Annotated in this window: 27 protein-coding genes and 1 pseudogene; 19 read left to right on the forward strand and 9 right to left on the reverse strand. The window is 45.6% G+C overall.

The genetic code is table 11. From position 1 onward, the window contains the following. Positions 1-212: 212 nt before the first annotated feature. Positions 213-1067, forward strand: coding sequence for a lateral flagellin LafA (gene lafA / locus NDJ01_RS03670; protein WP_053807553.1), 855 nt, complete (start codon positions 213-215; stop codon positions 1065-1067). A 59-nt stretch (positions 1068-1126) separates the two neighbouring features. Here the strand turns inward: lafA and NDJ01_RS03675 are convergent, their stop codons facing one another. After that, a complete protein-coding gene (locus tag NDJ01_RS03675; RefSeq protein WP_053807552.1) occupies positions 1127-1414 on the reverse strand; it encodes a hypothetical protein in 288 nt (95 codons plus the stop codon). Positions 1415-1824: 410 nt separating this feature from the next. Between NDJ01_RS03675 and fliD the strand changes: the two genes are divergently transcribed. The 9 genes from fliD to NDJ01_RS03720 all read left to right on the forward strand — a co-directional run bounded on the left by fliD (position 1825) and on the right by NDJ01_RS03720 (position 8432). Then, positions 1825-3162, forward strand: a complete 1338-nt coding sequence (gene fliD / locus NDJ01_RS03680) for a flagellar filament capping protein FliD (protein ID WP_104970451.1) — start codon at positions 1825-1827, stop codon at positions 3160-3162. Between the two features lie 19 nt (positions 3163-3181). Further along, positions 3182-3568: a flagellar export chaperone FliS gene (fliS, locus tag NDJ01_RS03685; protein WP_005375014.1), complete on the forward strand. Its 387-nt coding sequence runs from the start codon at positions 3182-3184 to the stop codon at positions 3566-3568. After that, positions 3552-3872 (forward strand): hypothetical protein, encoded by a 321-nt coding sequence (locus tag NDJ01_RS03690; protein WP_005398525.1) that lies wholly within the window; start codon positions 3552-3554, stop codon positions 3870-3872. The genes fliS and NDJ01_RS03690 overlap by 17 nt, the downstream gene beginning before the upstream one ends. Next, on the forward strand, positions 3869-4942 hold the full coding sequence (locus NDJ01_RS03695) for a flagellar hook-length control protein FliK (protein WP_258586263.1): 1074 nt from the start codon (positions 3869-3871) through the stop codon (positions 4940-4942). Before NDJ01_RS03690 ends, NDJ01_RS03695 begins: the two co-directional genes overlap by 4 nt. A gap of 22 nt (positions 4943-4964) precedes the next feature. Then, positions 4965-5465: a flagellar basal body-associated protein FliL gene (fliL, locus tag NDJ01_RS03700; protein WP_005398533.1), complete on the forward strand. Its 501-nt coding sequence runs from the start codon at positions 4965-4967 to the stop codon at positions 5463-5465. A 12-nt stretch (positions 5466-5477) separates the two neighbouring features. After that, the gene (locus NDJ01_RS03705) at positions 5478-6206 is read left to right on the forward strand and encodes a FliA/WhiG family RNA polymerase sigma factor (RefSeq protein ID WP_005396579.1); all 729 of its coding nucleotides are present in this window, start codon (positions 5478-5480) and stop codon (positions 6204-6206) included. Positions 6207-6216: 10 nt separating this feature from the next. Then, the gene (gene motA / locus NDJ01_RS03710; protein ID WP_005396580.1) at positions 6217-7074 is read left to right on the forward strand and encodes a flagellar motor stator protein MotA; all 858 of its coding nucleotides are present in this window, start codon (positions 6217-6219) and stop codon (positions 7072-7074) included. Beyond that, a complete protein-coding gene (locus NDJ01_RS03715) occupies positions 7074-8066 on the forward strand; it encodes a flagellar motor protein MotB (protein ID WP_104972922.1) in 993 nt (330 codons plus the stop codon). The genes motA and NDJ01_RS03715 overlap by 1 nt, the downstream gene beginning before the upstream one ends. A gap of 78 nt (positions 8067-8144) precedes the next feature. Continuing rightward, the gene (locus tag NDJ01_RS03720) at positions 8145-8432 is read left to right on the forward strand and encodes a hypothetical protein (RefSeq protein WP_031780567.1); all 288 of its coding nucleotides are present in this window, start codon (positions 8145-8147) and stop codon (positions 8430-8432) included. Here the strand turns inward: NDJ01_RS03720 and NDJ01_RS03725 are convergent. The 4 genes from NDJ01_RS03725 to NDJ01_RS03740 form a co-directional block, all read right to left on the reverse strand. Next, positions 8429-8647: a DUF6500 family protein gene (locus NDJ01_RS03725; RefSeq protein WP_104970449.1), complete on the reverse strand. Its 219-nt coding sequence runs from the start codon at positions 8645-8647 to the stop codon at positions 8429-8431. The two genes, NDJ01_RS03720 and NDJ01_RS03725, sit on opposite strands and share 4 nt — an antisense overlap. 10 nt (positions 8648-8657) lie before the next feature. Then, a complete protein-coding gene (locus NDJ01_RS03730; RefSeq protein WP_005396583.1) occupies positions 8658-9035 on the reverse strand; it encodes a PH domain-containing protein in 378 nt (125 codons plus the stop codon). Positions 9036-9152: 117 nt separating this feature from the next. Then, positions 9153-9368 carry a TIGR02450 family Trp-rich protein gene (locus NDJ01_RS03735; RefSeq protein WP_047009614.1) on the reverse strand — a complete coding sequence of 72 codons (216 nt, stop codon included), beginning with the start codon at positions 9366-9368 and terminating at the stop codon, positions 9153-9155. A gap of 139 nt (positions 9369-9507) precedes the next feature. Beyond that, positions 9508-9981 (reverse strand): HPP family protein, encoded by a 474-nt coding sequence (locus NDJ01_RS03740; RefSeq protein WP_006741990.1) that lies wholly within the window; start codon positions 9979-9981, stop codon positions 9508-9510. 98 nt (positions 9982-10079) lie between these two features. Between NDJ01_RS03740 and NDJ01_RS03745 the strand changes: the two genes are divergently transcribed. From NDJ01_RS03745 to NDJ01_RS03760, 4 genes are all read left to right on the forward strand, one after another. Beyond that, positions 10080-10625, forward strand: a complete 546-nt coding sequence (locus NDJ01_RS03745; RefSeq protein ID WP_080535357.1) for a TetR/AcrR family transcriptional regulator — start codon at positions 10080-10082, stop codon at positions 10623-10625. Between the two features lie 98 nt (positions 10626-10723). Beyond that, positions 10724-11188 carry a MerR family transcriptional regulator gene (locus NDJ01_RS03750; RefSeq protein ID WP_258459248.1) on the forward strand — a complete coding sequence of 155 codons (465 nt, stop codon included), beginning with the start codon at positions 10724-10726 and terminating at the stop codon, positions 11186-11188. Positions 11189-11411: 223 nt separating this feature from the next. Further along, complete coding sequence (locus NDJ01_RS03755; RefSeq protein ID WP_258432045.1) at positions 11412-12356, forward strand: SDR family oxidoreductase; 945 nt, start codon at positions 11412-11414, stop codon at positions 12354-12356. 24 nt (positions 12357-12380) lie between these two features. Continuing rightward, the gene (locus tag NDJ01_RS03760; protein WP_025508146.1) at positions 12381-13463 is read left to right on the forward strand and encodes a trans-acting enoyl reductase family protein; all 1083 of its coding nucleotides are present in this window, start codon (positions 12381-12383) and stop codon (positions 13461-13463) included. 49 nt (positions 13464-13512) lie between these two features. Here NDJ01_RS03760 and NDJ01_RS03765 read toward each other — a convergent pair whose 3' ends face one another. After that, the gene (locus NDJ01_RS03765; RefSeq protein WP_258586264.1) at positions 13513-15936 is read right to left on the reverse strand and encodes a formate C-acetyltransferase/glycerol dehydratase family glycyl radical enzyme; all 2424 of its coding nucleotides are present in this window, start codon (positions 15934-15936) and stop codon (positions 13513-13515) included. A 2-nt stretch (positions 15937-15938) separates the two neighbouring features. After that, the gene (locus NDJ01_RS03770) at positions 15939-16868 is read right to left on the reverse strand and encodes a glycyl-radical enzyme activating protein (protein ID WP_139060958.1); all 930 of its coding nucleotides are present in this window, start codon (positions 16866-16868) and stop codon (positions 15939-15941) included. A gap of 214 nt (positions 16869-17082) precedes the next feature. Here NDJ01_RS03770 and NDJ01_RS03775 point away from each other — a divergent pair, with 214 nt between their 5' ends. Together NDJ01_RS03775 and NDJ01_RS03780 are read left to right on the forward strand one after the other, a co-directional pair. Then, positions 17083-17757 carry a fructose-6-phosphate aldolase gene (locus NDJ01_RS03775; RefSeq protein WP_139060957.1) on the forward strand — a complete coding sequence of 225 codons (675 nt, stop codon included), beginning with the start codon at positions 17083-17085 and terminating at the stop codon, positions 17755-17757. Positions 17758-18100: 343 nt separating this feature from the next. Then, positions 18101-18613 (forward strand): DUF2799 domain-containing protein, encoded by a 513-nt coding sequence (locus NDJ01_RS03780; protein ID WP_139060956.1) that lies wholly within the window; start codon positions 18101-18103, stop codon positions 18611-18613. A 10-nt stretch (positions 18614-18623) separates the two neighbouring features. On the opposite strand, the gene NDJ01_RS03785 is transcribed toward NDJ01_RS03780, so the two are convergent. Both NDJ01_RS03785 and NDJ01_RS03790 read right to left on the reverse strand, forming a co-directional pair. Beyond that, the gene (locus NDJ01_RS03785) at positions 18624-19079 is read right to left on the reverse strand and encodes a GNAT family N-acetyltransferase (protein ID WP_139060955.1); all 456 of its coding nucleotides are present in this window, start codon (positions 19077-19079) and stop codon (positions 18624-18626) included. 25 nt (positions 19080-19104) lie between these two features. Next, positions 19105-19575, reverse strand: a complete 471-nt coding sequence (locus tag NDJ01_RS03790; protein WP_258586265.1) for a GNAT family N-acetyltransferase — start codon at positions 19573-19575, stop codon at positions 19105-19107. A 132-nt stretch (positions 19576-19707) separates the two neighbouring features. Here NDJ01_RS03790 and NDJ01_RS03795 point away from each other — a divergent pair, with 132 nt between their 5' ends. The 3 genes and pseudogenes from NDJ01_RS03795 to NDJ01_RS03805 all read left to right on the forward strand — a co-directional run bounded on the left by NDJ01_RS03795 (position 19708) and on the right by NDJ01_RS03805 (position 22851). Next, positions 19708-20898, forward strand: a complete 1191-nt coding sequence (locus NDJ01_RS03795; RefSeq protein WP_258586266.1) for an MFS transporter — start codon at positions 19708-19710, stop codon at positions 20896-20898. Beyond that, positions 20873-21841, forward strand: a complete 969-nt coding sequence (gene yidZ / locus NDJ01_RS03800; RefSeq protein WP_152813222.1) for an HTH-type transcriptional regulator YidZ — start codon at positions 20873-20875, stop codon at positions 21839-21841. The genes NDJ01_RS03795 and yidZ overlap by 26 nt, the downstream gene beginning before the upstream one ends. A gap of 141 nt (positions 21842-21982) precedes the next feature. After that, positions 21983-22851 (forward strand): annotated as a pseudogene (locus tag NDJ01_RS03805) (DMT family transporter). The last annotated feature ends 145 nt before the right edge of the window (positions 22852-22996 follow it).

Genomic DNA, 22996 nt, shown 5'->3' on the forward strand with positions numbered 1-22996 from the left:
TGCTTCCCTGATTAAGTCAGGCTTATTCAGGTTATTTGATGTTATATCTGTATTTTCATGGAATACAAGTCACTAAAAATCATCAATTTTGATCTTTTTTAGGAATTTTTTAATTTTCAAATTAATCATTAAAGCTGACCGACCGCCTCTAGTTAGTGACTAGGGAATATCCCGAGGCCTGAAAGATATAGTGACTAACTAAGGAGACTAAGATGGCTTTATCAATGCACACTAACTACGCATCGCTTGTAACTCAAAACACTCTGAACAACACAAGCGGTCTTCTAAACACCGCAATGGAACGTCTAAGCACAGGCTACCGTGTAAACTCAGCTGCAGATGACGCTGCTGGTCTTCAAATTGCTAACCGTCTAGAAGCACAAACGCGTGGTATGTCAGTAGCAATGCGTAACGCTCAAGACGGCATCTCTATGATGCAAACAGCTGAGGGCGCAATGGATGAGATGACTAACATCACATACCGTATGAACGACCTAGCAACACAGTCTTTGAACGGTTCAAACAGCGATAAAGACCGCGCGGCAATGGACGCAGAATTTAAACAGCTTACAGCTGAACTAAAGAACATCGTGGACAACACCTCTTTTGGTGGCCAAAAACTACTAGCAACTGGTGGTGGTTTTGAAGCTGGTGCAGTTACCTTCCAAATCGGTGCTTCTTCTGCTGAAACTCTAGATGTTGACGCATCTGCAAGCATCCAGAAAGTTGCAGCGACTCTTGCTGACGCAGCAATCACAGACGGTATCGGTGATACAACTAAAGCGAAAGCAGCTCTTGATAAAATCAGTGGCGCAGCTGGTCTAGTGGAAGATATCGGTGCTACTCGTGCTCAATTTGGTGCGAACATCAACCGTCTTGAGCACACTATGACTAACCTGGGTAACATGGTTGAGAATACTTCTGCTGCTAAAGGCCGTATCATGGACGCAGATTTCGCTGTAGAATCTTCAAACATGACTAAGAACCAAATGCTAATGCAAGCTGGTACGACAGTTCTGTCTCAAACTAACCAGCTACCTGGTATGGCAATGTCTCTACTTCGTTAATAACGAACTAGAAATAAAATATACCAAAATAAAAAGCCTCCCTATGGGAGGCTTTTTTATCACCTGCGAATATAAATATAGCTTTTATTCCCACGTTGCTCTTCCGGTACTCTAAAACCTATTTTCCGCATTATATTATGAAGCACTTTATTAAATAGCTCCAACTCAACTGTCTCGCTTCCCTGTCCTTGCTGATATGTTTTCAACTCAGGGAACTTGGATATCGCTTCTTGTAGGATACTTGCTAGTTCATCTGAATTAATATTTTGTTTGCTCAGTAACTTAGCACTAATAAACGTTTCGTAAGATCGAGCACATTTCATCAGTCGCAAAACAAATTCATTCATTTCTGCCGTTCTTATCTAAGTGTTAAACTAACGTTGGAAAAATACAAACACCAAATACATACCAAGTTAAAGATACCAAAAAGCGACATCCCACTATGTAGGAATAGTCCCAATAAAATAGCAGGAAGAACCTAAAATACCGCACTATTGATAGTTTACTTAAACTCCCTCCCCCCTAAAGTGGATTAAATAATTTAGTTTTTTAGTCGCCTTGTCTTATAAGGAAACACTAGATGTTTTCTAGAGGAAGGCGGAACACACTAGGTGGAAAATCTACTTCCTCTCAAATCCAGATAACATCGTAAGCTTATGTTTTAAAAGCTCATTTCAATTGGGCACGTATCTTGCGATAAGACATATATTCCAGGCATAGAGTTACGCCAATTACCGATGAGAGAGGGAATAAGCTCGTGAGTTCATTAGATCCAATATCCATGGCAACTAAGTTGGCTACGTACGACGTTCAACCATTTAAACAGCGCTATCAGCTACAAGCCGATAAATACCAATCTCAGTTATCTGCCTTGGGCAAAGTTGAAAGTGCAATGCGTGAGTTCCGAACTGCTCTCAAAGAGATGAACAGCAGTACTAGCAGCATCATTAAAAACTCAACAAGCATTTCTCAAGAAGGTTACTTTACAGCTAATGCTGACGCAAAAGCGCTATCCGGTAGCTACCAGATTTTCGTTGAACAAGTTGCAACATCACATCAAGTCTCTACAGGCATGCCTGCAGACCTTGACGCCACTACAGAGGTTCCGACTTCAGGAACTCTCGAATTCACCATCAACGGTGAAACGATGACACTTGATCTATCAACAGTCGATACCGACGGTGATGGTACAGCAACAATAAGTGACTTAGCGACTGCAATTAATAACGACAGCGATAACCCAGGTGTAAATGCAACCTTAGTGCGCTCAAACGGCCAGACTCACTTTATGCTTTCAAGCACTGAAACAGGTGTTGCTAACCAAATCAACGTATCAGCGTCTGGTACTGGCCAAGCCTGGTTTGAAGATGCATTCACAAACCTCAATCAGATAAGTGCTCCACAGGATGCTGTGATTTGGTTAGGAGCAGAAGGAACTGGGCTAAAACTAACAAACTCAAGCAATACGTTTGAAGGTGTTATCGATGGCGTAGATATTACCGTTACCAAAGCTCAAACCTCAGGAGAAACCGCTATTGGTTTGGGTATCGGAGCTGACGACGAAGCAACAAAAGAGCAGCTCAATAAGTTCGTAGAAGCCTACAACACATTGATATCTGCGATTGATGAGCACACGCAAATCGGCGGCGAAGATAAAAAGCGAGGCGCTCTGGCAAGCGACCCAACTATGCGTTCGATTGAAAGCCAGTTAACCAGCCTGGTTCGAGGTGAGCACGGCGGCATGCGCTTGAGCGAAATCGGTGTGACATTGGACCGCAATGGCAAAATGAAAGTGGACCAAGAAAAGTTTGCCGAGGCACAAAAAAACAACGGTGCGGGCTTGGAAGCGATGTTCAATGGCGACGGCGCTTTACTCGACTCTATTGATGCTATGGTCGAACCATTCCTCAAATTCTCTTCTGGAGCGTTCAAATCTCGTAAAGAATCGCTACAAGCAAACATTGATCGCATCTCAGATAAACAAACTACTTTAGAGCGTAAATACGACATGTCGTACAAGCGTTACCTAAAACAGTTCACTCAAATGAATACATTAATGACCCAAATGAACCAAACCATGTCAATGTTTGGCTAAGGCTTTAGGAGAATATCTCATGCTTATGGACTCTGGCTATGACTCGTACCAACAAGTCGATCTCGACGCGCAAGCGGCAGCAGCAAACCCACACCAATTAGTCATTATGTTGATCGATGGCTTACTTGATGAAGTTGAACGTATTCGTGGCCATTTGGCTGCGAATCGCTTGGCTGAGAAAGGTAACGGAATCAACAAATGCATGAACATCTTGATTGGGCTCACAAGCGCTCTAGATGATGAGAATGGTGGCGAAATTGCTGAAAACTTACGCCAGCTGTATGACTTCTGCCAAGTTGAGCTTTATTACGCCAGCGTGCAGAACGATGCGAATCGCTTGGTTAATGTCGAGCGTGTAATGGGTAACATTCGTGAAGGTTGGATGAATTTTGGACAACAAGCATAAAGTGTCGCCAGAGCGATTTCGTCATTTATCTCAGCTCATCCAATTCGCTACAAAAACAGCAGATTGGCATGCGCTTAAGCGCTATGACTTGCAGTTGCGAGAGCTATTGATCAGTCACAAACCTTTTTTGAAGGATCCTAAGCTTGCACCTGAAATTCAACGTGCCAAAACCGTTCATGCTGATGCATTCGCTAGATTAGAAAAGTCGAAGAACGAGTTAGAAAAAGAGATGAACATGGTCAATGACCATCAAGAGCGCGCTATGGCCTATCAATTAGCGATGACCATGGAGCTAACTCAATGATCGTATCTCCTTCAACTCAAATATCCGGCAATGCATCACCTGGCCATGAAGGCAACATAAAACAAGCAAGAGCTGTACACGGTTTTTCTCATAACCCTATGTCTGAGCATAGCCAGTATGACGGCCAAGGTTTCGCCTCAGCTTCAACCGTGCCGAGTTTTCATCTTACCGCTCCAGCTTTGGACAGCGAAGAAAAGGCGCATGCTCATGGTTTGGATACTGACGAACACTCGGCTTCTGAAGCAGATGCTCACCTGACAAGTACACTGGGTTCAACAGAATCACCTGATCTTGCTATGCAAGCTCAGGCTCTAACCCAGAGTATGCTCACTATGGCAGAAAAGCAGTCGGGTCAGTTCGGAAAAACTCCGCCTTTATCGGTAGCTAACGATGTTAAGTCTACAATACAAGACTCAAATAACGCCTTACTAAACACCTCTCCAAAGCAACAAGAGGTGCAACAAAGCCAACCGATGTCATCGAACTCGCGTCTATCAATCTCCAGTGCCGACTTTCAGACCCTATTGAGTCAACCAGCTCAAGGGCAACCAACGGCCTCACCACTCCAAGGACAAACACCAACGCCACAAGCCCCGAACACCGCCGTTGCCACGAGTCATATTCAAACTCAAGGCTCTGAGTGGGCGGCTGTGCGCGTTGACACCAGTGCTGGGAAATGGGGAGAGCAAATGATGCAAGTTCTGCATGACCGTGTGACTCTTCAAGCGCAACAAAATGTACAAGAAGCCAAAATCCGCCTCGACCCACCGGATTTAGGTAAGCTGGATTTACTTGTACGTGTTGAAGGCGACCGACTAAGCGTGCACATCAATGCCAATGCAGCCGCAACACGAGAAGCTTTAATGCAAGTGTCTGAGCGTCTACGCACAGAACTGCAAGAGCAGAACTTCGTCCATGTCGATGTCAACGTGGGCTCTGATCAAAGCCAGAGTCGCAATGACCAACATACAAATGAAGAAGACGCCACTATTTTCGCAGCACGAGAATCTGGTGCATTCCAAACTACAACAACAAACTATTCAGAACACTGGCTGAACACTCAAGCCTAGTTAATCCTCGAGGAAAAAGGTTATGACCAAACAACAAATGATCGCCCTGTTTATCGCCATGATCATCACCAGCGCCCTCGTTTCGGCCGCCACGATTATGGGCGGAATCTGGTACTTAAACAAACACGCTCAAGAGTCACCTGACTCTGGTTCCTTGATCGATGATTCTCCATTGTCATTTTTAGTCACAGAAGAACCGACAAGCAAAGGTCCTAGCTTCCATCCTTTAGACAAAGTCGTTTTGACCGTAAAAGGTAAAAAACAGACTCACTTTGTCATGCTAGAACTAGCAATTGAAACACGCCGTCCTGAGCGCATCAAAGACATTGATGAGTACATGCCAATGGTACAAAACTCATTATTAAAATTGTTTAGCGACAAAACATTTGATGAGTTACAGCAAGCGGGTGCCATCGATATTCTGCAAAACGAAGTAAAACAAACGCTTTTACTGGCTTTTGCTAAGACAGACATCGTTCGCGAAATCGACGATGTTTTGTTGACTAAATATGTTGTGCAATAACGGAGCACAACCATGTTAGACATGAATATACAAGACACCTATACCACAGAAGAGGAAGTGACGACGCCATCACGCCCAATTGACGAAAATGCACTGCTGCAACGTCATCAAGTTATGGTGAAACGCGTCGTTAACCAGCTACGTGTTCATGCCACTTCTCACTGTAGTATTGAAGATATGCAGCAAATTGGCCTTATCGCTCTAGTTGAAGCTGGACGCCGATACGGCGATGTTGACGATCCTCATTTCCCTGCCTTTGCCGTGTGTCGCGTTCGAGGTGCAATTTTAGACGAATTACGCCGGTTAGATTGGCGCTCACGTAAAACTCGCCAACAGGCTCACGAACTCAACGACGTGACTCGAGATCTCACACGCTCTTTAGGTCGGATGCCTACGGATGCAGAAATCATCCAAGCCTTGGGGACGAATGAGCAGGACTATTACAACCGCCAAAATGCCGCCCTTGCGGGAGAGATGCAAAGCCTTGACCAACTGATGGAAAGCAGTGGTGATAGCTATATTGGCGGGCAATATGATGGCATGGAACATGAGCATATTCGTCGCAGTTTAGATAGCGCTTTAGGCAAATTGCCGAAGCGTGATCAATTGCTGCTTACTCTGTTCTATCAACATGAACTCAACTTACACGAAATAGCTCTGGTATTGGATCTGACACCACCTCGTATATGTCAGCTTCACAAACAAGCGCTGAAACAACTCAACCAATTAATGTCCTCTTAGGAGTCACAAGATGCAAAAGTTTTTTGGAGTCCTCACTATCCTGGTGTGCGTCTTCGGTGGATACATGTGGGCCGGCGGTAACTTAGGCGCTATCTGGCAACCAGCCGAATTCCTTATCATCATTGGCGCTGCTGCTGGTTCTTTGATCATCGGTAACCCACCTCACGTACTGAAAGAAATGCGTCGCCAAGTGCCTGCGACCATCAAAGGCCCGACAGAAGAGCATGAGTACTACATGGAATTAATGGCGCTACTCAATAACTTGCTTGAGACAGCGCGCAACCGTGGTTATAAGTTTCTCGACTCTCACATTGAGTCGCCAGAACAGAGCTCTATGTTTCTCGCTTACCCGACGATTGCTGAGGATCATCGCCTAATTTCTTTCATTACTGATAATTTACGTTTAATGGCAATGGGACAAATGTCGCCTCATGAATTAGAGGGACTGCTAGAGCAAGAAATTGAAGCTATCCAAAACGAAATGCTTTTGCCTTCACGCTCACTACAGCGTACAGCAGAAGCACTACCTGGCTTCGGTATTCTTGCAGCAGTTGGTGGCATCATTATCACCATGCAGGCCATTGATGGCTCAATCGCTATGATTGGTTATCACGTTGCAGCAGCTCTCGTAGGTACATTCATTGGTATTTTCGGTTGTTACTGTGGTTTAGACCCACTAAGTAACGCCATGGCTCAGCGAGTAAAACGTAATATGACTGCTTTTGAATGCGTACGCGCAACCTTGGTTGCCTACGTAGCGAAGAAGCCGACATTGCTCGCCATTGACGCTGGTCGTAAACATATTCAGCTAGACATCAAACCAACATTCAACCAAATGGAGAAGTGGTTAGCTGAACAGGAGGGATAATGCAAAAACAAGAGCATGTAGTGTTCAAACGTGCCAAAGCACACAGCCATGATGAACCTCATGGCGGCGCGTGGAAAGTCGCGTTTGCTGACTTCATGATCGCCCTAATGGCGCTGTTTCTTGTGCTTTGGGTTATGCAGGTGGTAGACAAAGAAGAGCGTAAAGCAATTGTCGCCCACTTACATAGCTCAAGCGTATTCGACAAGAGTTACGGTAATCCATTTGATACTTCACAAAGTATCTCTCCTATTGACTTGGCACAGGACTCTTCTGTGCCAAGTAAACACAATTCCAACCACGTGGTGAGCTCATACTTTCGAGGTGACGGCGATGGGCCAGAAATCGACTCGTTGATTCCTGGTAACTTCGATACTCAGGAGCAACTTGCAGCGCTGGCGAAAGTCATTGAACGAATGACCGCTCAGATTAACGCACAAGGAAATGTCAACGTCACCGTGACCCCACAAGGCCTACGTATCGTCCTTCAAGATGATTACAAACAGCATATGTTCAGTCGTGGTGGCGCAGAGCTGACCCCTTTCTTCGAAGACTTATTACTTGCACTTGCGCCTGTATTTCAGCGTGTGAACAACCCACTGATCATCAGCGGACATACGGATGCGATTCCATTTAAAAAACGCTTTGGTCGTCAATCAAACTGGGCGCTATCTGCATCTCGAGCTGATGTCGCAAGAAATACGCTGGTTGAAGGTGGCATGCCGGATGATCGAGTCATGCAGGTCACAGGCATGTCGGATAGAGCACTGCTCAACCCTGATGAACCAGATTCAAGCGAAAACCGCCGTATCGAGCTGTTCATTTTAACGACGCCAGCAGCCAAAGTACTCGAAACTCTTTTTGGTAACCACCAAGAAAGTGAACTGCAAAAAGCGAAAGATAAAGCCGAATTTAACCAACCAGTCATTCGACAAGAAGTCATCAATTACTCGGGTGATACGGCCACCAACGAAGTAAATATTCAACAATTATAACCTCAAAAGGTCACCTCGCCTGATGGTGACCTTTCTAACTGAAACCTCTGTTACTGTGACTTTTTAGTTGAGTTCTATATGCACATAACACCTTCCGAAAACAAAAAACGCGATCTGTTGAAGAAAGCCTTTTTATGGTTAATTGTCTTCGACTACCTTTTATTGGCGTTTTTCTTAACTCAGCTGTCCAGTTTAACGCTTAACAGTGGGACCATGATCAGTATGCTGCTCGTCGTCTACAACGTCTTACTCGTTTCTCTGTGCTTTCAAAGAACCAATAAACAGGACTCTTATATTATCTACCCTGTTTTATCCGCGACGTTGTTGGCATTTGTCTGCTTTCTTTATTTCTTTTTTTTAATTTAGATACCAGACTCCACCATTGATTTGATTTTTAATGCTTTTTCGAAGTGGTCGAGCCGGTGGGTCTGAATCCACCACGTAGCCGCCTCCATCAACCGTTCTGGATCATCATTTTTGTTGGCGAAAAACGCATAAAATGAGAGCCCAACCTGCTCACCTTTGCTTTCGATCTTTTTGTCACAGACCTCTATTATTTTGTCTCTCAATGAAGCTCTCATTTCTATTCCCTTACGCTAGTACATACTCACTAACCATACGGTTGAAAGAAATCAGATCAAACGAACCTTTAATTTCAAAACGTACTCTTCCCACCTCACTCATGAAGAACTCAATTTCACAATCTAAGTCAAAAGTACCAGACGTCTCGATAGAAAATGCATTGATCTTGCTATAAGGCAGCGACGTGTAATCCACTTTTGAGCCCGTAATCCCTTGCACATTCGCCGCAATCACTCGCTTGTTGGTAAACACCACTTGGTCGCGAACCGTTTTAAAGCCCGCAAATACCGACTCGCCATCAATAAGAAACTTGTGAAAATCTTCCCTAACTTTTGATACCTCAATGGGTTTAAGCTTAAACACTGATGAATTGTCGAAATCGATCATAGTCATTCCTTTTTAGTTGATAACGAACAAACTCAACGTAGCAGATACACAGACCGTTGCCTATCAGCTAAGTACCATCTTTCGATTTCAAACCTAGGAAAAATTCAACAAAGTGCATTACTTCCAGCCCTGCCGCCATAGCTCTGGGTCTTTCAGGTCTTGCCAGTTCATCTCTTGCTCACGTTTACTCATAACCGCCTCAATGACACATTTCACAACATTGCCTTCTTCATCCAGCTCCATTTCTGTTACGACAAAGTGCTTCTCTTTATTTTTAGGTGACGTCGCCGTCCATTTGCTGTGCAATAGCTTCTTGGGGTGAATTTTATTCATAGTGGTATACCAATTTAACTAACATCTTTATGTATACGACTGAATACCAAGAGAGAATCAGATTTTATTTTTAAGCATCCACGAAAAGAAAAAGCCGCAAAAGAGGTCATCCCCTAATGCGGCCTTACTTGCAACCCAATTAGGTCTTTTGACCGTTCAAACGAGGGGTTAAGTACTGACTCTGTAGCAACTGCAACGCCTTACCAACCAGCACAATCACTACCGCGCCGATCAGTACTGGCGTGAACAAAAAGCTCCACCCCTGCCCAGAGGCCATGATCAAGATAGGATTTGCGCCCGCAGGTGGATGCGTTGTCTTCGTAATCAGCATCGCTGACACACCTAACCCAGTCGCAATCGCCAGCGTGATTGGCGTGATCTCAACGTATTGGCTAAACGCAATACCGATAGATGCCGTAATGAAGTGACCAATGATCACATTTTTTGGTTGAGCTAGAGGGCTGCTAGGCACCCCAAACACCAACACCGCAGTAGCACCAAATGGCGCCATGAGAAGTACAACCTCAGTAAGAGATACCTCGGCGTAAGACAACACACCAATAGCCAATGTCGCACCAAGCCCCGCGACCAAAGATAAAATTAAATTATTCATAAACACCTCAAGGTAGACCGAATTGTCTACAAATTAAAATAGACAAATCTGTCTACCTTTGTCAATATGTGTTTGTAGAACTTTTTGAGGACGTAGTTATGAACAAAAAGAAACAGTTATTGATCGATACCGCGTTGTCGCTGTTTTACAAACAGGGCATCAACTCCATTGGCATCAATGAAGTCCTTAAAGTATCTGGCGTGGCTAAACGCACACTGTACAGCCATTTTGAGAGCAAAGAAGCGCTCATCCTCGCCGCACTAGAACAACGCCACCAAATCTTCATGGCGTGGCTAGAGGAAAAACTGTCATCAGCACAATCGAGCACAGACGTGATCGACCAGTTGTTTACCGCGCTTAACGGCTGGTTTCATGGTTCTGAGGAAAAATTGGGCGAGTTTCGCGGCTGTTTCTTCATCAACACGTCCGCCGAATTCAGTGACGACAGCGGCGAGATCGCAACGTATTGCCGCCACCATAAAAAACAGGTTCGTGAGCTAATTCAACGCTATCTCAAATCAGACAACACATCATTACTCGATGCTATTTGCATCATGAAAGAAGGTGCCATCACTACCGCTTACATGACAAAAGAGTACGACGACGTCACAAAGAAATGCGTGGAAATTTTGCACAAGCTGTAACGGTAAGAAAGCAAGAAACGAATCGACCGAGCACCAAACTGGCGAGAATGTTCAGAAATGGTAAGGTTATTTTATCAACCTAATGAGACACGCTTGATATGAAAATTGGCGAACTGGCGCAAAAAACGGGCCTTGCTCCCTCGCGTATTCGATTTTACGAGCGCATCGGACTGCTAAAAACCGTGACCCGTAAAGCCAATGGGTACCGCGAGTATCCGCAAGAAGCGTTAATGATTCTGGACATGATCACAACGGGTCAGCAAGCTGGATTCAGTTTGGATGAACTAAGTGCGTTACTGCCATCCGACCTTTCTAGCTGGGATCATCATCAGTTGTTGACAACCTTGCAGCAAAAAGTCCAAGAGCTAGACGAACTTGAGCGAAAAATTGCGCAGAGTAAAAGCAAGTTAAAAAAAGTACTTAAAGAGATTGAAGCTAAGCCAGATGACATGGACTGTGCAATGAATGCAAAACGCGTCATGTCTCAGCTTGGTCAAACGATTCTGACCAAAGAAAACCCTTCAAATAAAAATAAAGCCGTCACCAAAGCAAAGCAACGTTAACAAGCGAAGCTTTACTCTTGATGTTGAGTTAAAGATTCGCAAGTTCCCTACCTGCCACTAAATTGAGTTTGTCAAAACCATTCGCTCTTAGCTCAGGTCTGCCATCTCCTTATTTCTATATTCAATAAAAATTAATCTGATTTATCTTCAAAATGCGGGTTGACCTTAAACCTAACTTTAATCTTAGGATGAATATCAAAGCAACACAGCAGGAGATTGGTGAATGCAAACGATATTAGGTGCAAGTGGGCAAATTGGCCGTGAGCTATCATTAAGCCTAAAACGAGACTTTACGAGCGACATCCGTTTAGTGAGCCGCAATCCGCATCGAGTCAACGAGACGGATCAACTGGTAAAAGCGGACTTGCTCGACGCGAAACAAACATCAGATGCCGTAAAAGGTTCTAGTATCGTTTACCTTACTGCAGGGCTACCAATGGATACCCAACTGTGGGTGGAACAGTGGCCAACAATGATGCGTAATGTCATCGCCGCATGTAAAACTCATCAAGCAAAGCTTGTTTACTTTGATAATACCTACATGTACCCGCAAACGGATACGCCTCAACAAGAAGATGCACCATTTCAACCTAATGGAGAAAAAGGTCGAATTCGTGCGGTCATTACTGACATGCTGCTAGAATCGATGAATAAAGGAGAAATCGAAGCCGTTATCTGTCGCGCTCCGGAGTTTTACGGCCCGGGAAAAACGCAAAGCATCACTAATTCCGCCATTATCGATAATCTACTTAACCAAAAGAGCGCAAAAGTGTTTTTACGTGATGACACCAAACGCAGCTTAATTTATACGCCAGACGCAAGCCGAGCCATGGCGCTAATTGGGAATACGCCCGATGCTTACGGACAAACTTGGCATTTGCCTTGCGATGATCGTCGACTGACGTATCGGGAGTTTATCGCTGTTGCGGCAAAGGTTTTTAACGTTCAGCCGAAATACAAAGTCATCAAGCGCTGGCAATTGTGGCTAGCTGGGCGATTTAATCAAACCATTCGAGATGCAGCCGAGCTTTTGCCTCGCTACGAATCTGACAACCTTTTTGTTTCAGATAAGTTTCAGACTCGTTTTCCAGATTTTCAAATCACCACATTCGAACAAGGCTTGACCACAATTCAACAAGAAAAAGCCAATGACCAGAAACCTCTTTAAGCAGGCATTGATAGGAGCTTTTTGATGAAAGATAACACACCGGCATCATCCCCAGAGCGTTGGATCATATACGGAGCCAATGGTTATACAGGCGAGCTGATTGCGAGAGAGGCCGTAAAACGGGGTCACCACCCAATCCTTGCAGGTAGAAGTTTAGAGAAAGTACAAAGCCTAGCGGCTGAACTAGGGCTGCAAAGTCTTGCTTTTTCTCTTGAGGATAAAAGCAGCGCGGTCCAACATATTTCGGGTTCCTCACTGGTATTAAACTGCGCAGGGCCCTTTTCTTCGACGGCAAAACCGATGATGAAAGCGTGCCTAGAAGCAGGCGCGCATTATCTCGATATTACAGGTGAGATCTCTGTATTTGAGTTTGCACAAACGCTGCAATCACAAGCAAAGGAAGCTAGTGTCGTATTGTGCTCTGGTGTTGGTTTTGATGTTATTCCAACGGATTGCATTGCAGCCACATTGAAAGCTGCGCTACCAGATGCAACCCACTTGTCTCTCGGTTTTGACTCTCGCTCTGGTTTTTCTCCGGGCACAGCGAAAACGTCTGTCGAAGGTTTGGCTCAAGGCGGAAAAGTGAGACTTAACGGAAAAATCACCACCGTTCCGCTAGCGTATAAAGTTCGCAACATTGATTTTGGTGACGGCGAAAAACTTGCGATGACCATTCCGTGGGGCGATGTTTCAACCGCCTATTACACCACGGGGATTGAGAATATTGATGTTTTTATTCCCGGATCGCCGAACATGATAAAAAACGCTAAACGAGCGAATTGGGTTCGCCCCCTTCTCGGCATAACCTGGGTACAAAACCTCATAAAAAGCCGTATTGAAAGAACCGTAAAAGGACCGAATGAGGAGCAAAGAAACCAATTACCCACATATGTGTGGGGTAAAGCAAGTAACAAACTCGGACAAAGCAAAACAGCACGAGTACAAACGGCCAATGGCTACAGCTTAACCGTAACGGGATCTCTGGCGATTGTAGAACACCTGCTACATACGAAGCCTGAAGCCGGTGTATACACACCCTCTAAACTCATGGGCTCCAATTTTGTGTCGCAGCTTCCCGGCTCTAGTGGCATAACCATTGAAGAGTAAACAAAAAGGCACCTATCGGTGCCTTCTGCATTAACAGGGGTTGAGACCATCACAACTCGTGTTCGGTACGGGCGATGATGTCATCCTGCGCGTCTCGTGACAGCGCGGTAAAGAAGGCTGAATAGCCCGCAACTCGTACAACGAGATCGCGATACTGCTCAGGGTTCTTTTTCGCCGCCAGCAAGGTTTCACGAGAGACGATGTTGTACTGCACGTGCCAACCTTTATGGTGATTAAAGAAGGTGCGAATCAGCATTGAAAGCTTGAGCTTATCTCCTTCTGAAGCGACAGCCGCTGGGCTTAACTTCTGGTTAAGCAGCACACCACCCAAGATTTTATTGGCTTGAATTTTACCGACTGAGTTGTACACCGCCGTTGGTCCCAAACGGTCAGAGCCCGATGCTGGACTTGCGCCTTCCGCCAGTGGTGTTTTCGCTTTTCGACCATCTGGTGTTGCCATCGTGGATGCGCCAAATGGCACGTTGGCAGAGATGCTTGATGTTCCCGCGTAGTAGCCACCACCAATTGGCCCGCGCCCATGACGTGTGTTGACAAATTGCGCCAACTCATCGATATAAACTTGGTAAGCATCAGCCAGCAGTTGGTCGACATAATCGTCGTCATTGCCGTATTTTGGCGCGAAGTTGATTAAGCGTTGGCGAAGTTGTTCGTTCTCAATACCATAGAAGTCTTCTTCTAATGCTTTTGCCAGTTCCGTTTGGCTGATTTGTGCTTCTTCAAACACCAAATGTTTGATCGCCGCCAAACTGTTACCCAAATTGGCGATACCCACTTGCAGGCCAGATACCCAATCGTATTTCGCTCCGCCTTCTTTTACTGTTTTACCGCGCGCCAAACAGTCATCCACCAGCGATGAGCAGAAAATATCTTGCGCTTGCTGCTCAAGCACGCTGTCGACTACGGTATCGATCTCAATCGATTTACGTGTGTAGTAGCGAATTTGCTCCGCCCAAGAAGCGGTGACTTGATCAAAACTCTCGAAGTTGCCTTTTGCCAACGACTTATCATGCGGCAAGAAGGCTTTGCCCGTGGTTGCATCCACACCTTCGTTAAGCGCCGCCAGCAAAATACGCGCAAAGTTAATGAAGCTCATACCCGTGCAACGGTAACCCCATTTGCCTGGAACAGCGGTTTCAATACAGCCAATAGACGCATAGTTGTAAGCATCTTCTTTCTCGACACCTAGCTTGATGAACTCTGGAATGACGATTTCATCGTTGTTGAATGCAGGCATACCGAATCCGCATTTGATCACTTCAATACAGCCCATCAAGAACTCTTGATTCAGACCTTTATGATAGCGAACACTCAAGTTCGGTTGCGTGGAACGTAGCTGACCACAAGACTCCAAAATCGCCCAAGATAGCGGATTTACGGCATCTTCAGGTTCTCCATTCTCATTCAGCTTTTGGCCACCGATACAGACATTTTGATACAGCGGAGAACCTGCCGACGCTTTTGAGTGCGAGCCAGAGCGAATCTTGTTTACTTCAAGCAATTTCAACCAACAGCTTTGCAATAACTCAAGGGCGAACGCTTTGTTCATCGTGCCACTTTCAAGATCACGCACGTAGTAGTCGTTTAGGAACTGGTCCATCCGACCGAATGAAACAGAGTGGCCATTCGATTCAATTTGCAACATCAACTGCACAAAATAGCTCAGTTGCAGAGCTTGCCAGAAGTTGGTTGGCGCATGGAAAGCCACATGACGACAGTTTTCTGCGATTGTCTCCAGTTCCGCTTTCCTCTCTGGTCGCGTTTCGTTTTGTGCCATTTCCAGAGCGAGATCGGCGTAACTCACCATGTGCTCCTGAATCGCAAGCAAGACAATTTCGACGGACTTATAAAACTGCTCTTTCTTCAACCCTTCATGCGTCGACACGTCGTTATTAGCGCGATGCTGACGAACCTCATCCAGCAGACCGTTCATACCGATCTTCAGGATTTTTTCGTTATCCACTGCAAGGTGCGCGTCGCCCGAAGTCATGTTGCCTTCGGCTTTAATGATGGTGCTGGCTAGAATCTCTTGTTGCTCGTCGGTAAAAAGTCCATAGCAGCGATCTTGAACCGTTTTACCGCGCCAGTATGGCGTAATGGCGTGAATGCTTTGTTTGTCTTCTTCACTTACCGCAAAACCAGCCCCAGGTCGGTCGGCCAGTTCGTCGATTTCCGCTTCAATCCAACGCACCGTGTATTCAGGGAAGATCGGCGCAGCGCGTACTTTGCTCGCTTGGTTACCGACAATCAGCTCGTCGTGCTTAATCCAAATGGTGCGAGTACGTAAGTGCTCTTGTAGCGCCAGCGCTCGTTGCACAATCACAGGTTTGTCTTCATTTGCCTGATACGCCCGAGTGTAAGCCTCTGCGCGCTCGGTACAGATAGGCGGCGTTACGATGTTGACCAGTGCAGATTTGTGGGCTTTGATTCGCTCTGGAAGGGTATGTAGGTCCATGGTTAACCTCTAACAATCACGTTAAGTTGAGTATGTTCGCTTGCGTATTGCATTGCGTTTTCTAGCAGTTCTGGATTATTTAATGGTTTGTCAGAACACTCGTAAGGCATATCGAGCAAACGGTATTTATTGATGCCGAGGGTGTGATACGGCAGCAAGTGAAGTTCTTGACAGCTTTCTAATGAAGCTGCGAAATCAATGATCGCTTTGAGCTCATCAATGGTGTCATTGAAGCCCGGCACAACCGGCACGCGAATAACAATGCGTTTAGCCATCGGTGCCAATTTTCTAAAATTGTCTTTGATGCGTTTTAACGATCCCTTCGCCCAGCAGAGAAACTTTTCTTCGTCGGTGTGTTTAAGATCCGCTAACCAGCAATCGATATACGGCGCAACTTTTTCTACGTTTTTCCACGGAACATGCATGCACGACTCCACCGCCGTAGACACATGGTTTTGATGCAAACGTTCGGCAAGTTCTGCCACAAGATTTGGCTGCATCAGCGGCTCGCCACCAGAAAACGTCACGCCACCTTGGCTTTGATCGTAAAAAGGCTTGTCTTTCATCAACACTTCAAACAAGTCGTCCGATTTCGCCGCTTCTCCACATATGCTGAGCGCTTGTGTTGGACATACGTTTCGCAGCGCTATGATCTGCGCCTCGCTCATGGCTTTTCGATTGATGATGATTTGATCGTCAATGCGTCGGATACCATCGCTTGCCATGTCGCCGTTTACGGTTTGTTTATAAGCCGACACACAAAGCTGGCAGTCCGCTATACAACTGCGCTCATCAAACAGCAGAGAGTGCTTTTCACTGCGGCTTTCTGGGTTTTGGCACCAAGGACAGGACAAACTGCATCCCTTCAGAAACAGAATGGTGCGAATACCATCACCATCGTGGGTCGAGAACCTCTGAATATTGAAATACATTGCTGTCCGCCTCTTGGTTTGCTCTTCTACTTTTCACGCTTTTCTTTTTCTGAAAGCTTCATTTGATAATGAAACATTGCTACTTAACTTTCGTTTTGTGAAATTATTATAGTTTCAATTGAAATTACAATTGATCAAAATCAAGATCTCAGCGGATTGTCAGATCTATAGTGATCCCATCATCAAAACGAAGATTTTGTATAAGGTAGAACCCATGATCGAACTCTATTTAGATACTGCTGACGTGGCAGAAGTAAAACGCTTTAACCAATGCCTACCTCTGAAAGGGGTAACCACAAATCCAAGTATTTTGGCGAAATCAAAACAAGGCTTGAACCAAACCTTAGCTGGCATGCAAGAAGCGTTAGGGGGCACACCCCGTTTCCATGCTCAAGTGGTGAGCACAACTGTAGAAGGCATGGTGGAAGAAGCGCGCCAAATCCATGAATTACCTTATGATATGGTCGTCAAAGTGCCAGCAACCGAAACAGGCTTATCGGCAATTAAGTTAATGAAAAAAGAGGGAATTCAAGTGCTCGCCACTGCTATTTACTCTGCCCAGCAAGGTTTCCTTGCGGCATTGTGTGGCGCTGACTATCTTGCGCCTTATGTGAACCGTATTGATGCGATGAACGGAAACGGTGTAGAAGTGGTCGCAGACCTGCAATTGCTACTGGATCAAAACCAACTGCCTGCAAAAATTTTGGCAGCGAGTTTTAAGAATACCCAACAAGCGATGGAAGTGATGAAGTTAGGTATTGAAGCGATTACCTTGCCTGTCGATGTGGCCGCGCAGATGTTTTCTCATCCAGCAGTTCAGTCGGCTGTCGATCAATTTGATAAAGACTGGAAGTCCGCGTTTGGCAACAAACTTTCATTTGAAAGTTAAGCATAAAATTATCGAAAGTCCCGTTCCTCCTCGAACGAGGGGCTTTTGATATGGGAATCTCTGAGAAAAAGTAACATTCGCGCAGGCAACTGTTTATAGATGCGGCTTACGAAGAGGTTCCCACCTCACTAATCTCGCCTCTACCTTCACGCAAAGTACTCTATTCGTAACATCACTACTGACGAACAACGCTCGTTCCACAAGCAAAAAATTTTTGCTTCAAGCCGACAAACTCACAATCTCAACGCATCAATAAGTCGGTAATTATTAATTTTATCTATTGGAAATGAACACTGTTCATTTATAATCAGCGAACCTAACGCAGTAACAAGGAATCCACTTCATGAAACGCATTGCGCTTCTCTTTGCCATGTTTGCATTACTTTCTGGTTGTAGCAGCATGTCGCCAGAACAATGCCAAACCGCAGATTGGTATCGCGTCGGCTACCAAGATGGCCGCTCAGGCAACAACCCAAACATTTTGTACGAATACATTAAAGACTGTCGCGAAGCAGGCGTAACGCCAAATCACGTTGAGTGGCAAGACGGTTTTGATAAAGGCACTATTCTTTACTGTTCGCCAGACAATGGTTACACGGTGGGTGTAGAAGGAAAAACCTACTATGGCGTTTGCTCTAACGATCTTTTCCTTAAAAACTATCAGTTAGGCCATCAAGAATATCAGCTTCAACAGCGCATTAACGCGTTAGATGCGGAGATATCACGCCTTGATCATCAATTGGATGCAAACTTAGATAAAGACAACGCGAAGCGTATTAGAGAGAGAAGAAAACAACTGGCGCGTGAGCGTGCATCACTCATCTCGCCAGGAGCTAATTACTACTTTAACTTTTAGTCGCGACGGGCTACAACGCTAGGGTCATAAAGCGGCTATTTGGATCAGGTTGATAGTCGCCAAACGGCTCGCAGTACGCGAAGCCATGTTTTTCATATAGGCGATGCGCGGGTTCAAAAAATGCCATCGACCCAGTTTCCAAACTTAAACGTTGTATCCCCTGATGTTTCGCTTGCTCAATCACGTGATTGAGTAAGCGGGATGCCACGCCCTGTTTTCTCGCCGACGGCGTCGTACGCATCGATTTCAACTCTGCGTGACGATCTTCTAGTTGGCTAATTGCCACACATCCCAATAGCTGCTCACCATCCCAGCCCGTCCAAAACGTGATTGAAGGCAACTTCAACTTGCTTACATCTAACGCATGCACGCTCTCTGGTGGCGATGTAGCGTACATGTCCTGCAAATGCTCTTCCAACAACGCAAGCACCTGCTGCCGTTCTAAATTGTCGATTTCAATTCTCATATATCCATCCTTGGTGTTTTTCTAGTTAAAGCGGCTGCATCATGATGTGCTGCGGTCCAACGGGGCCGCCGTGGTAAAGCTCATTGGTATCTTCAAACCCTGATTTTAAGTAACACTGATAAGCGGGTATGTTGCGGCAATTCACGGTGAGATAAAGCGCATCAAACTCGGGATAATGGCGTTTGGCGAAATCGGCAAACTGTTGAATGGCTTGCTTGGCGATGCCTTTGCCTTGATGACGGTGATCCACCAGCAAAGCACGCACGCCTAAACTGTTTTTCGGGCAAAAATCGTATTTCTCGCTGTAAGCTGCATCAAATAGAAAAAAGCCAACCACGTCATCGTCTGCCAAAATCAGATGCGGAAGTTCTGTAGGTTCAAGACGTGTAAGCATTTCACCCACATCCGCGACCGTAAACTGCGATTGATCTTCTAGCACGCTAAGTTCGCAAGTTTGTTCATGTCGCTCAGGCGAATACTTTTCAATAGTAATCATAATCTTCCTTGTTGTTTTTATGCTCAATTCATACAGGGTATGTCGTAAATAGAAATACCTAGTGTCGTATTTCCCACTCGCAGGCAAACGTTTAGCACTCTATTATCCTCGCCATTCGATAGAGAGGTTTCCATGTCCCGTTTTTTACTTTGTAGTTTTGCACTCGTTTTACTCTACCCTACTGCCATTGATTTGTATCTTGTTGGTTTGCCTCAAATTGCGTCAGATCTCAACGCCAGTGAATCTCAGTTGCATATTGCGTTTTCGATCTATTTAGCTGGCATGGCTACCACCATGTTATTCGCGGGGAAAATTGCAGACTCTGTGGGACGAAAACCTGTTGCCGTCGTCGGCGCGATGATCTTCGTGCTAGCGTCTTTTCTCGGCGGGATGGCTGAGCAACCAAACGCTTTCTTGATTGCTCGCTTTTGCCAAGGCATCGGGGCTGGATCTTGCTATGTCGTCGCGTTCGCGATTTTACGCGACACGTTAGACGATGAACGCCGCGCGAAAGTATTGTCGATGCTCAATGGCATCACCTGTATCATTCCAGTGATCGCACCCGTGATTGGTCACTTGATTATGCTGAAATTTCCTTGGCCGAGTTTGTTTACCACGATGGCAGGAATGGGCATTCTCGTCAGTGTATTGGCCATTTTTGTTCTCAAGGAATCACTACCCAACCAACAAGGGGAAGAACAGACAGCGCCAGAGAGCCATCAAGAGACTTTCTTCGAGCGATTTTTTATCAGTAGGCTGATCATTACTGCGCTTGGAGTGACCACCATTCTGACCTTTGTTAACGCTTCACCAATTGTCGTGATGAGCATGCTTGGTTTTGATCGCGGTGGCTATTCTTCCATCATGGCAGGGACTGCGACGATCAGTATGTTGATTTCGTTCTCGGCGCCATTGGCATTGGGGATTTTTAAGCAGCGAACCTTAATGATGACCTCTCAAGTATTGCTCGCTTGTGCAGCCATAGTACTCAGTGCTGCCCATTTCCATGATGGACAATCTCTTTACTATGTATTCGGACTTGGGCTGATTTGCGCTGGCTTCGCTTGTGGCTTTGGCGTGGCCATGAGCCAAGCGCTCAGCCCATTCTCTCAACAAGCTGGCGTGGCAAGCTCGTTACTGGGCATTGCTCAAGTTTGTAGTTCAGCGTTCTATATTTGGTTTATGGGTTTCATCGGCGTTAGTGCTCTGAATATGTTGGTGTTTATCTTAGTGTTAGGTAGCGTAATCAGCCTTGCTCTAATACTATTGATTCCAAAGCCTGTTCACGATACCCATTATGAAGAAATCCCTAGCGCGACTTGATTTAAACTTATTGTTCACTCTGCAATTATTGCTGCAAGAACAAAGCGTCTCGAAAGCCTCGAAAAAGCTGAACGTTACGCCCTCTACCGTAAGTAAGTCGCTCAACAAACTTCGTCATTGGTTCGATGATCCTTTGTTTGTCAAAACACCTAAAGGTCTTGCGCCAACACCTTTGGCGCAAAGCATGGAGCAAGATCTTGCAGAATGGCTGCAAATTGGCAGCCAGATTGCAGAAAAACGCAGCGATATTACGCCTAAAGGAGTGCGTTTTGATATCACGATTGAGTCGCCATTAGTACTCACGGTGCTAGACAGACTCATCGTCGCTATCCACCAGCGATACCCTGAAGCGAAAGTAAAAACCAGTAACTGGGATTACGATTCACTCGACGCCATCATTCGAGGCGAGGCGGATATCGGTTTTACCGGCCGAGAAAGTCACCCTAGATCGAAAGAGTCGTTGGATCTTCTGCCGTATTTCTTGGATTTTGAGATTCTATTTTATGACCTACCGATGGTGTATTTGCATAAAGATCATCCGGCATTACAGCAAGAGTGGAATCTCGAGACCTTTCTGAACTACCAACACATCAATATTGTTTGGGAAAAAAGTGAAACTTGGGCGTTGGATGAAGTGTTAACGGAACTAGGGCTACAGCGCTCTATCGGGCTGACGATGTCCAACTTTGAGCAATCCCTTTTTATGGCAGCGCAGCCGACGCATGGCATGATCACCACCGCGCCGCACTATTGCAAAAGCTACACAGAAAAGCTGCATCTCGATTTGGTGTGCTTGCCAATTCCGTTAGACCAAACTCAACAAGACAAGTTACTGATTCCATTTACCATGATTTGGCATAAACGCAATGCGTACAATCCCAAATTGCTATGGTTGAAAAACACCATCAAGTCATTGTACGAACAACCATCCCTACCACAGTAACACTCAGGCTAAGGTCAGGTTTTCTCTGGTGATTTTTGCTGATTTTCTCGCTCTGACAGCTATAACTAATCACTTTATCAACTAATGAAAAAGGTCGTTTGACGCTACACTCAATCCATATTTCTGCGTTAAGGGCCAAGGATGTCGACCTTTTTACTCACTGCTATTACGATGCTGGCGTTCGCCGCCAATTCATTATTGTGCCGACTTGCATTGGCCGAAGGGTTAATTGATGCAGGAAGCTTCACTCTCGTCCGATTGATATCTGGCGCGATTACCTTAATCGCATTGCTTGTCGTGAGAGGTCAGTGGAAAGCCGATCGGCCAACTTCTCGCTTTCGCTTTTTTGCTGGCGTGGCGTTATTTGGTTATGCTGCCCTTTTTTCTTTCGCGTACTTACAACTGGCGACAGGAACTGGTGCTTTGCTTTTGTTTGGTGCCGTGCAACTTACATTACTGGCAATCTATTGGTGGCAAGGTGAGCGCTTTCAGTTTCTCGAAATCATCGGTATCGGCCTTTCGATTGTTGGCTTTGTTTGGTTAATGTTGCCATCAGCCACTCGCCCCGATATCAGTTCTGCACTTCTCATGTTGATTTCTGGCGTTTGTTGGGCTGCGTTTACTGCGCTCGGTAAACAAGCGCCTTCTCCAAGTAGTGGCATCACGTGGGGATTTATCGCTGCATCTATGATTGGCATACTGCTATCGCCGTTGATGCTGTCCTCAATCCATCTCTCTCTGAGTGGAATCTTGCTCGCTATCACGTCTGGCGCCATTGCCTCTGGCCTTGGTTATACACTTTGGTACCAAGTCGTACGTAAGCTCTCTTTGCTTCAAGCCGCCGTCAGCCAACTTTCCGTGCCAGCCATTGCTTTGCTGTTAGGTACCGTCGTACTCCACGAACCTCTTTCACTACACACACTTTTAACCAGTGGCATCATTCTTGGTGGCATCGCTTTGGTTTTTTATCTCGATCCAAAAAAGCAAGCGAACAATCGGCAAGCCGATAAAAAATAATAACTTTCCCTCTCAAATACCCATTCATCATCTATGCTTTTTAAAGCAGCAAAGCTCATTGCAGATGGTACGAGTGGCCTGCTTTAGTATCAGGCGAAGGATATAAGGCGAGAATTGGCTCACACAACACAACGATTT

The sequence above is a fragment of the Vibrio sp. HS-50-1 genome (assembly GCF_024747315.1).
Lineage (GTDB): Bacteria > Pseudomonadota > Gammaproteobacteria > Enterobacterales > Vibrionaceae > Vibrio > Vibrio diabolicus.

Coding starts and splice junctions, on each gene's coding strand:
- fliL (WP_005398533.1), top strand. CDS start 4,965: ATGACCAAACAACAAATGATCGCCCTGTTTATCGCCATGATCATCACC.
- NDJ01_RS03740 (WP_006741990.1), bottom strand. CDS start 9,981: ATGAATAATTTAATTTTATCTTTGGTCGCGGGGCTTGGTGCGACATTG.
- fliS (WP_005375014.1), top strand. CDS start 3,182: ATGCTTATGGACTCTGGCTATGACTCGTACCAACAAGTCGATCTCGAC.
- motA (WP_005396580.1), top strand. CDS start 6,217: ATGCAAAAGTTTTTTGGAGTCCTCACTATCCTGGTGTGCGTCTTCGGT.
- NDJ01_RS03765 (WP_258586264.1), bottom strand. CDS start 15,936: ATGGACCTACATACCCTTCCAGAGCGAATCAAAGCCCACAAATCTGCA.
- NDJ01_RS03750 (WP_258459248.1), top strand. CDS start 10,724: ATGAAAATTGGCGAACTGGCGCAAAAAACGGGCCTTGCTCCCTCGCGT.
- NDJ01_RS03730 (WP_005396583.1), bottom strand. CDS start 9,035: ATGATCGATTTCGACAATTCATCAGTGTTTAAGCTTAAACCCATTGAG.
- NDJ01_RS03775 (WP_139060957.1), top strand. CDS start 17,083: ATGATCGAACTCTATTTAGATACTGCTGACGTGGCAGAAGTAAAACGC.
- NDJ01_RS03705 (WP_005396579.1), top strand. CDS start 5,478: ATGTTAGACATGAATATACAAGACACCTATACCACAGAAGAGGAAGTG.
- NDJ01_RS03760 (WP_025508146.1), top strand. CDS start 12,381: ATGAAAGATAACACACCGGCATCATCCCCAGAGCGTTGGATCATATAC.
- lafA (WP_053807553.1), top strand. CDS start 213: ATGGCTTTATCAATGCACACTAACTACGCATCGCTTGTAACTCAAAAC.
- NDJ01_RS03745 (WP_080535357.1), top strand. CDS start 10,080: ATGAACAAAAAGAAACAGTTATTGATCGATACCGCGTTGTCGCTGTTT.
- NDJ01_RS03725 (WP_104970449.1), bottom strand. CDS start 8,647: ATGAGAGCTTCATTGAGAGACAAAATAATAGAGGTCTGTGACAAAAAG.
- NDJ01_RS03735 (WP_047009614.1), bottom strand. CDS start 9,368: ATGAATAAAATTCACCCCAAGAAGCTATTGCACAGCAAATGGACGGCG.
- NDJ01_RS03755 (WP_258432045.1), top strand. CDS start 11,412: ATGCAAACGATATTAGGTGCAAGTGGGCAAATTGGCCGTGAGCTATCA.
- yidZ (WP_152813222.1), top strand. CDS start 20,873: ATGAAGAAATCCCTAGCGCGACTTGATTTAAACTTATTGTTCACTCTG.
- NDJ01_RS03785 (WP_139060955.1), bottom strand. CDS start 19,079: ATGAGAATTGAAATCGACAATTTAGAACGGCAGCAGGTGCTTGCGTTG.
- NDJ01_RS03720 (WP_031780567.1), top strand. CDS start 8,145: ATGCACATAACACCTTCCGAAAACAAAAAACGCGATCTGTTGAAGAAA.
- NDJ01_RS03790 (WP_258586265.1), bottom strand. CDS start 19,575: ATGATTACTATTGAAAAGTATTCGCCTGAGCGACATGAACAAACTTGC.
- NDJ01_RS03770 (WP_139060958.1), bottom strand. CDS start 16,868: ATGTATTTCAATATTCAGAGGTTCTCGACCCACGATGGTGATGGTATT.
- NDJ01_RS03715 (WP_104972922.1), top strand. CDS start 7,074: ATGCAAAAACAAGAGCATGTAGTGTTCAAACGTGCCAAAGCACACAGC.
- NDJ01_RS03695 (WP_258586263.1), top strand. CDS start 3,869: ATGATCGTATCTCCTTCAACTCAAATATCCGGCAATGCATCACCTGGC.
- NDJ01_RS03675 (WP_053807552.1), bottom strand. CDS start 1,414: ATGAATGAATTTGTTTTGCGACTGATGAAATGTGCTCGATCTTACGAA.
- NDJ01_RS03780 (WP_139060956.1), top strand. CDS start 18,101: ATGAAACGCATTGCGCTTCTCTTTGCCATGTTTGCATTACTTTCTGGT.
- NDJ01_RS03795 (WP_258586266.1), top strand. CDS start 19,708: ATGTCCCGTTTTTTACTTTGTAGTTTTGCACTCGTTTTACTCTACCCT.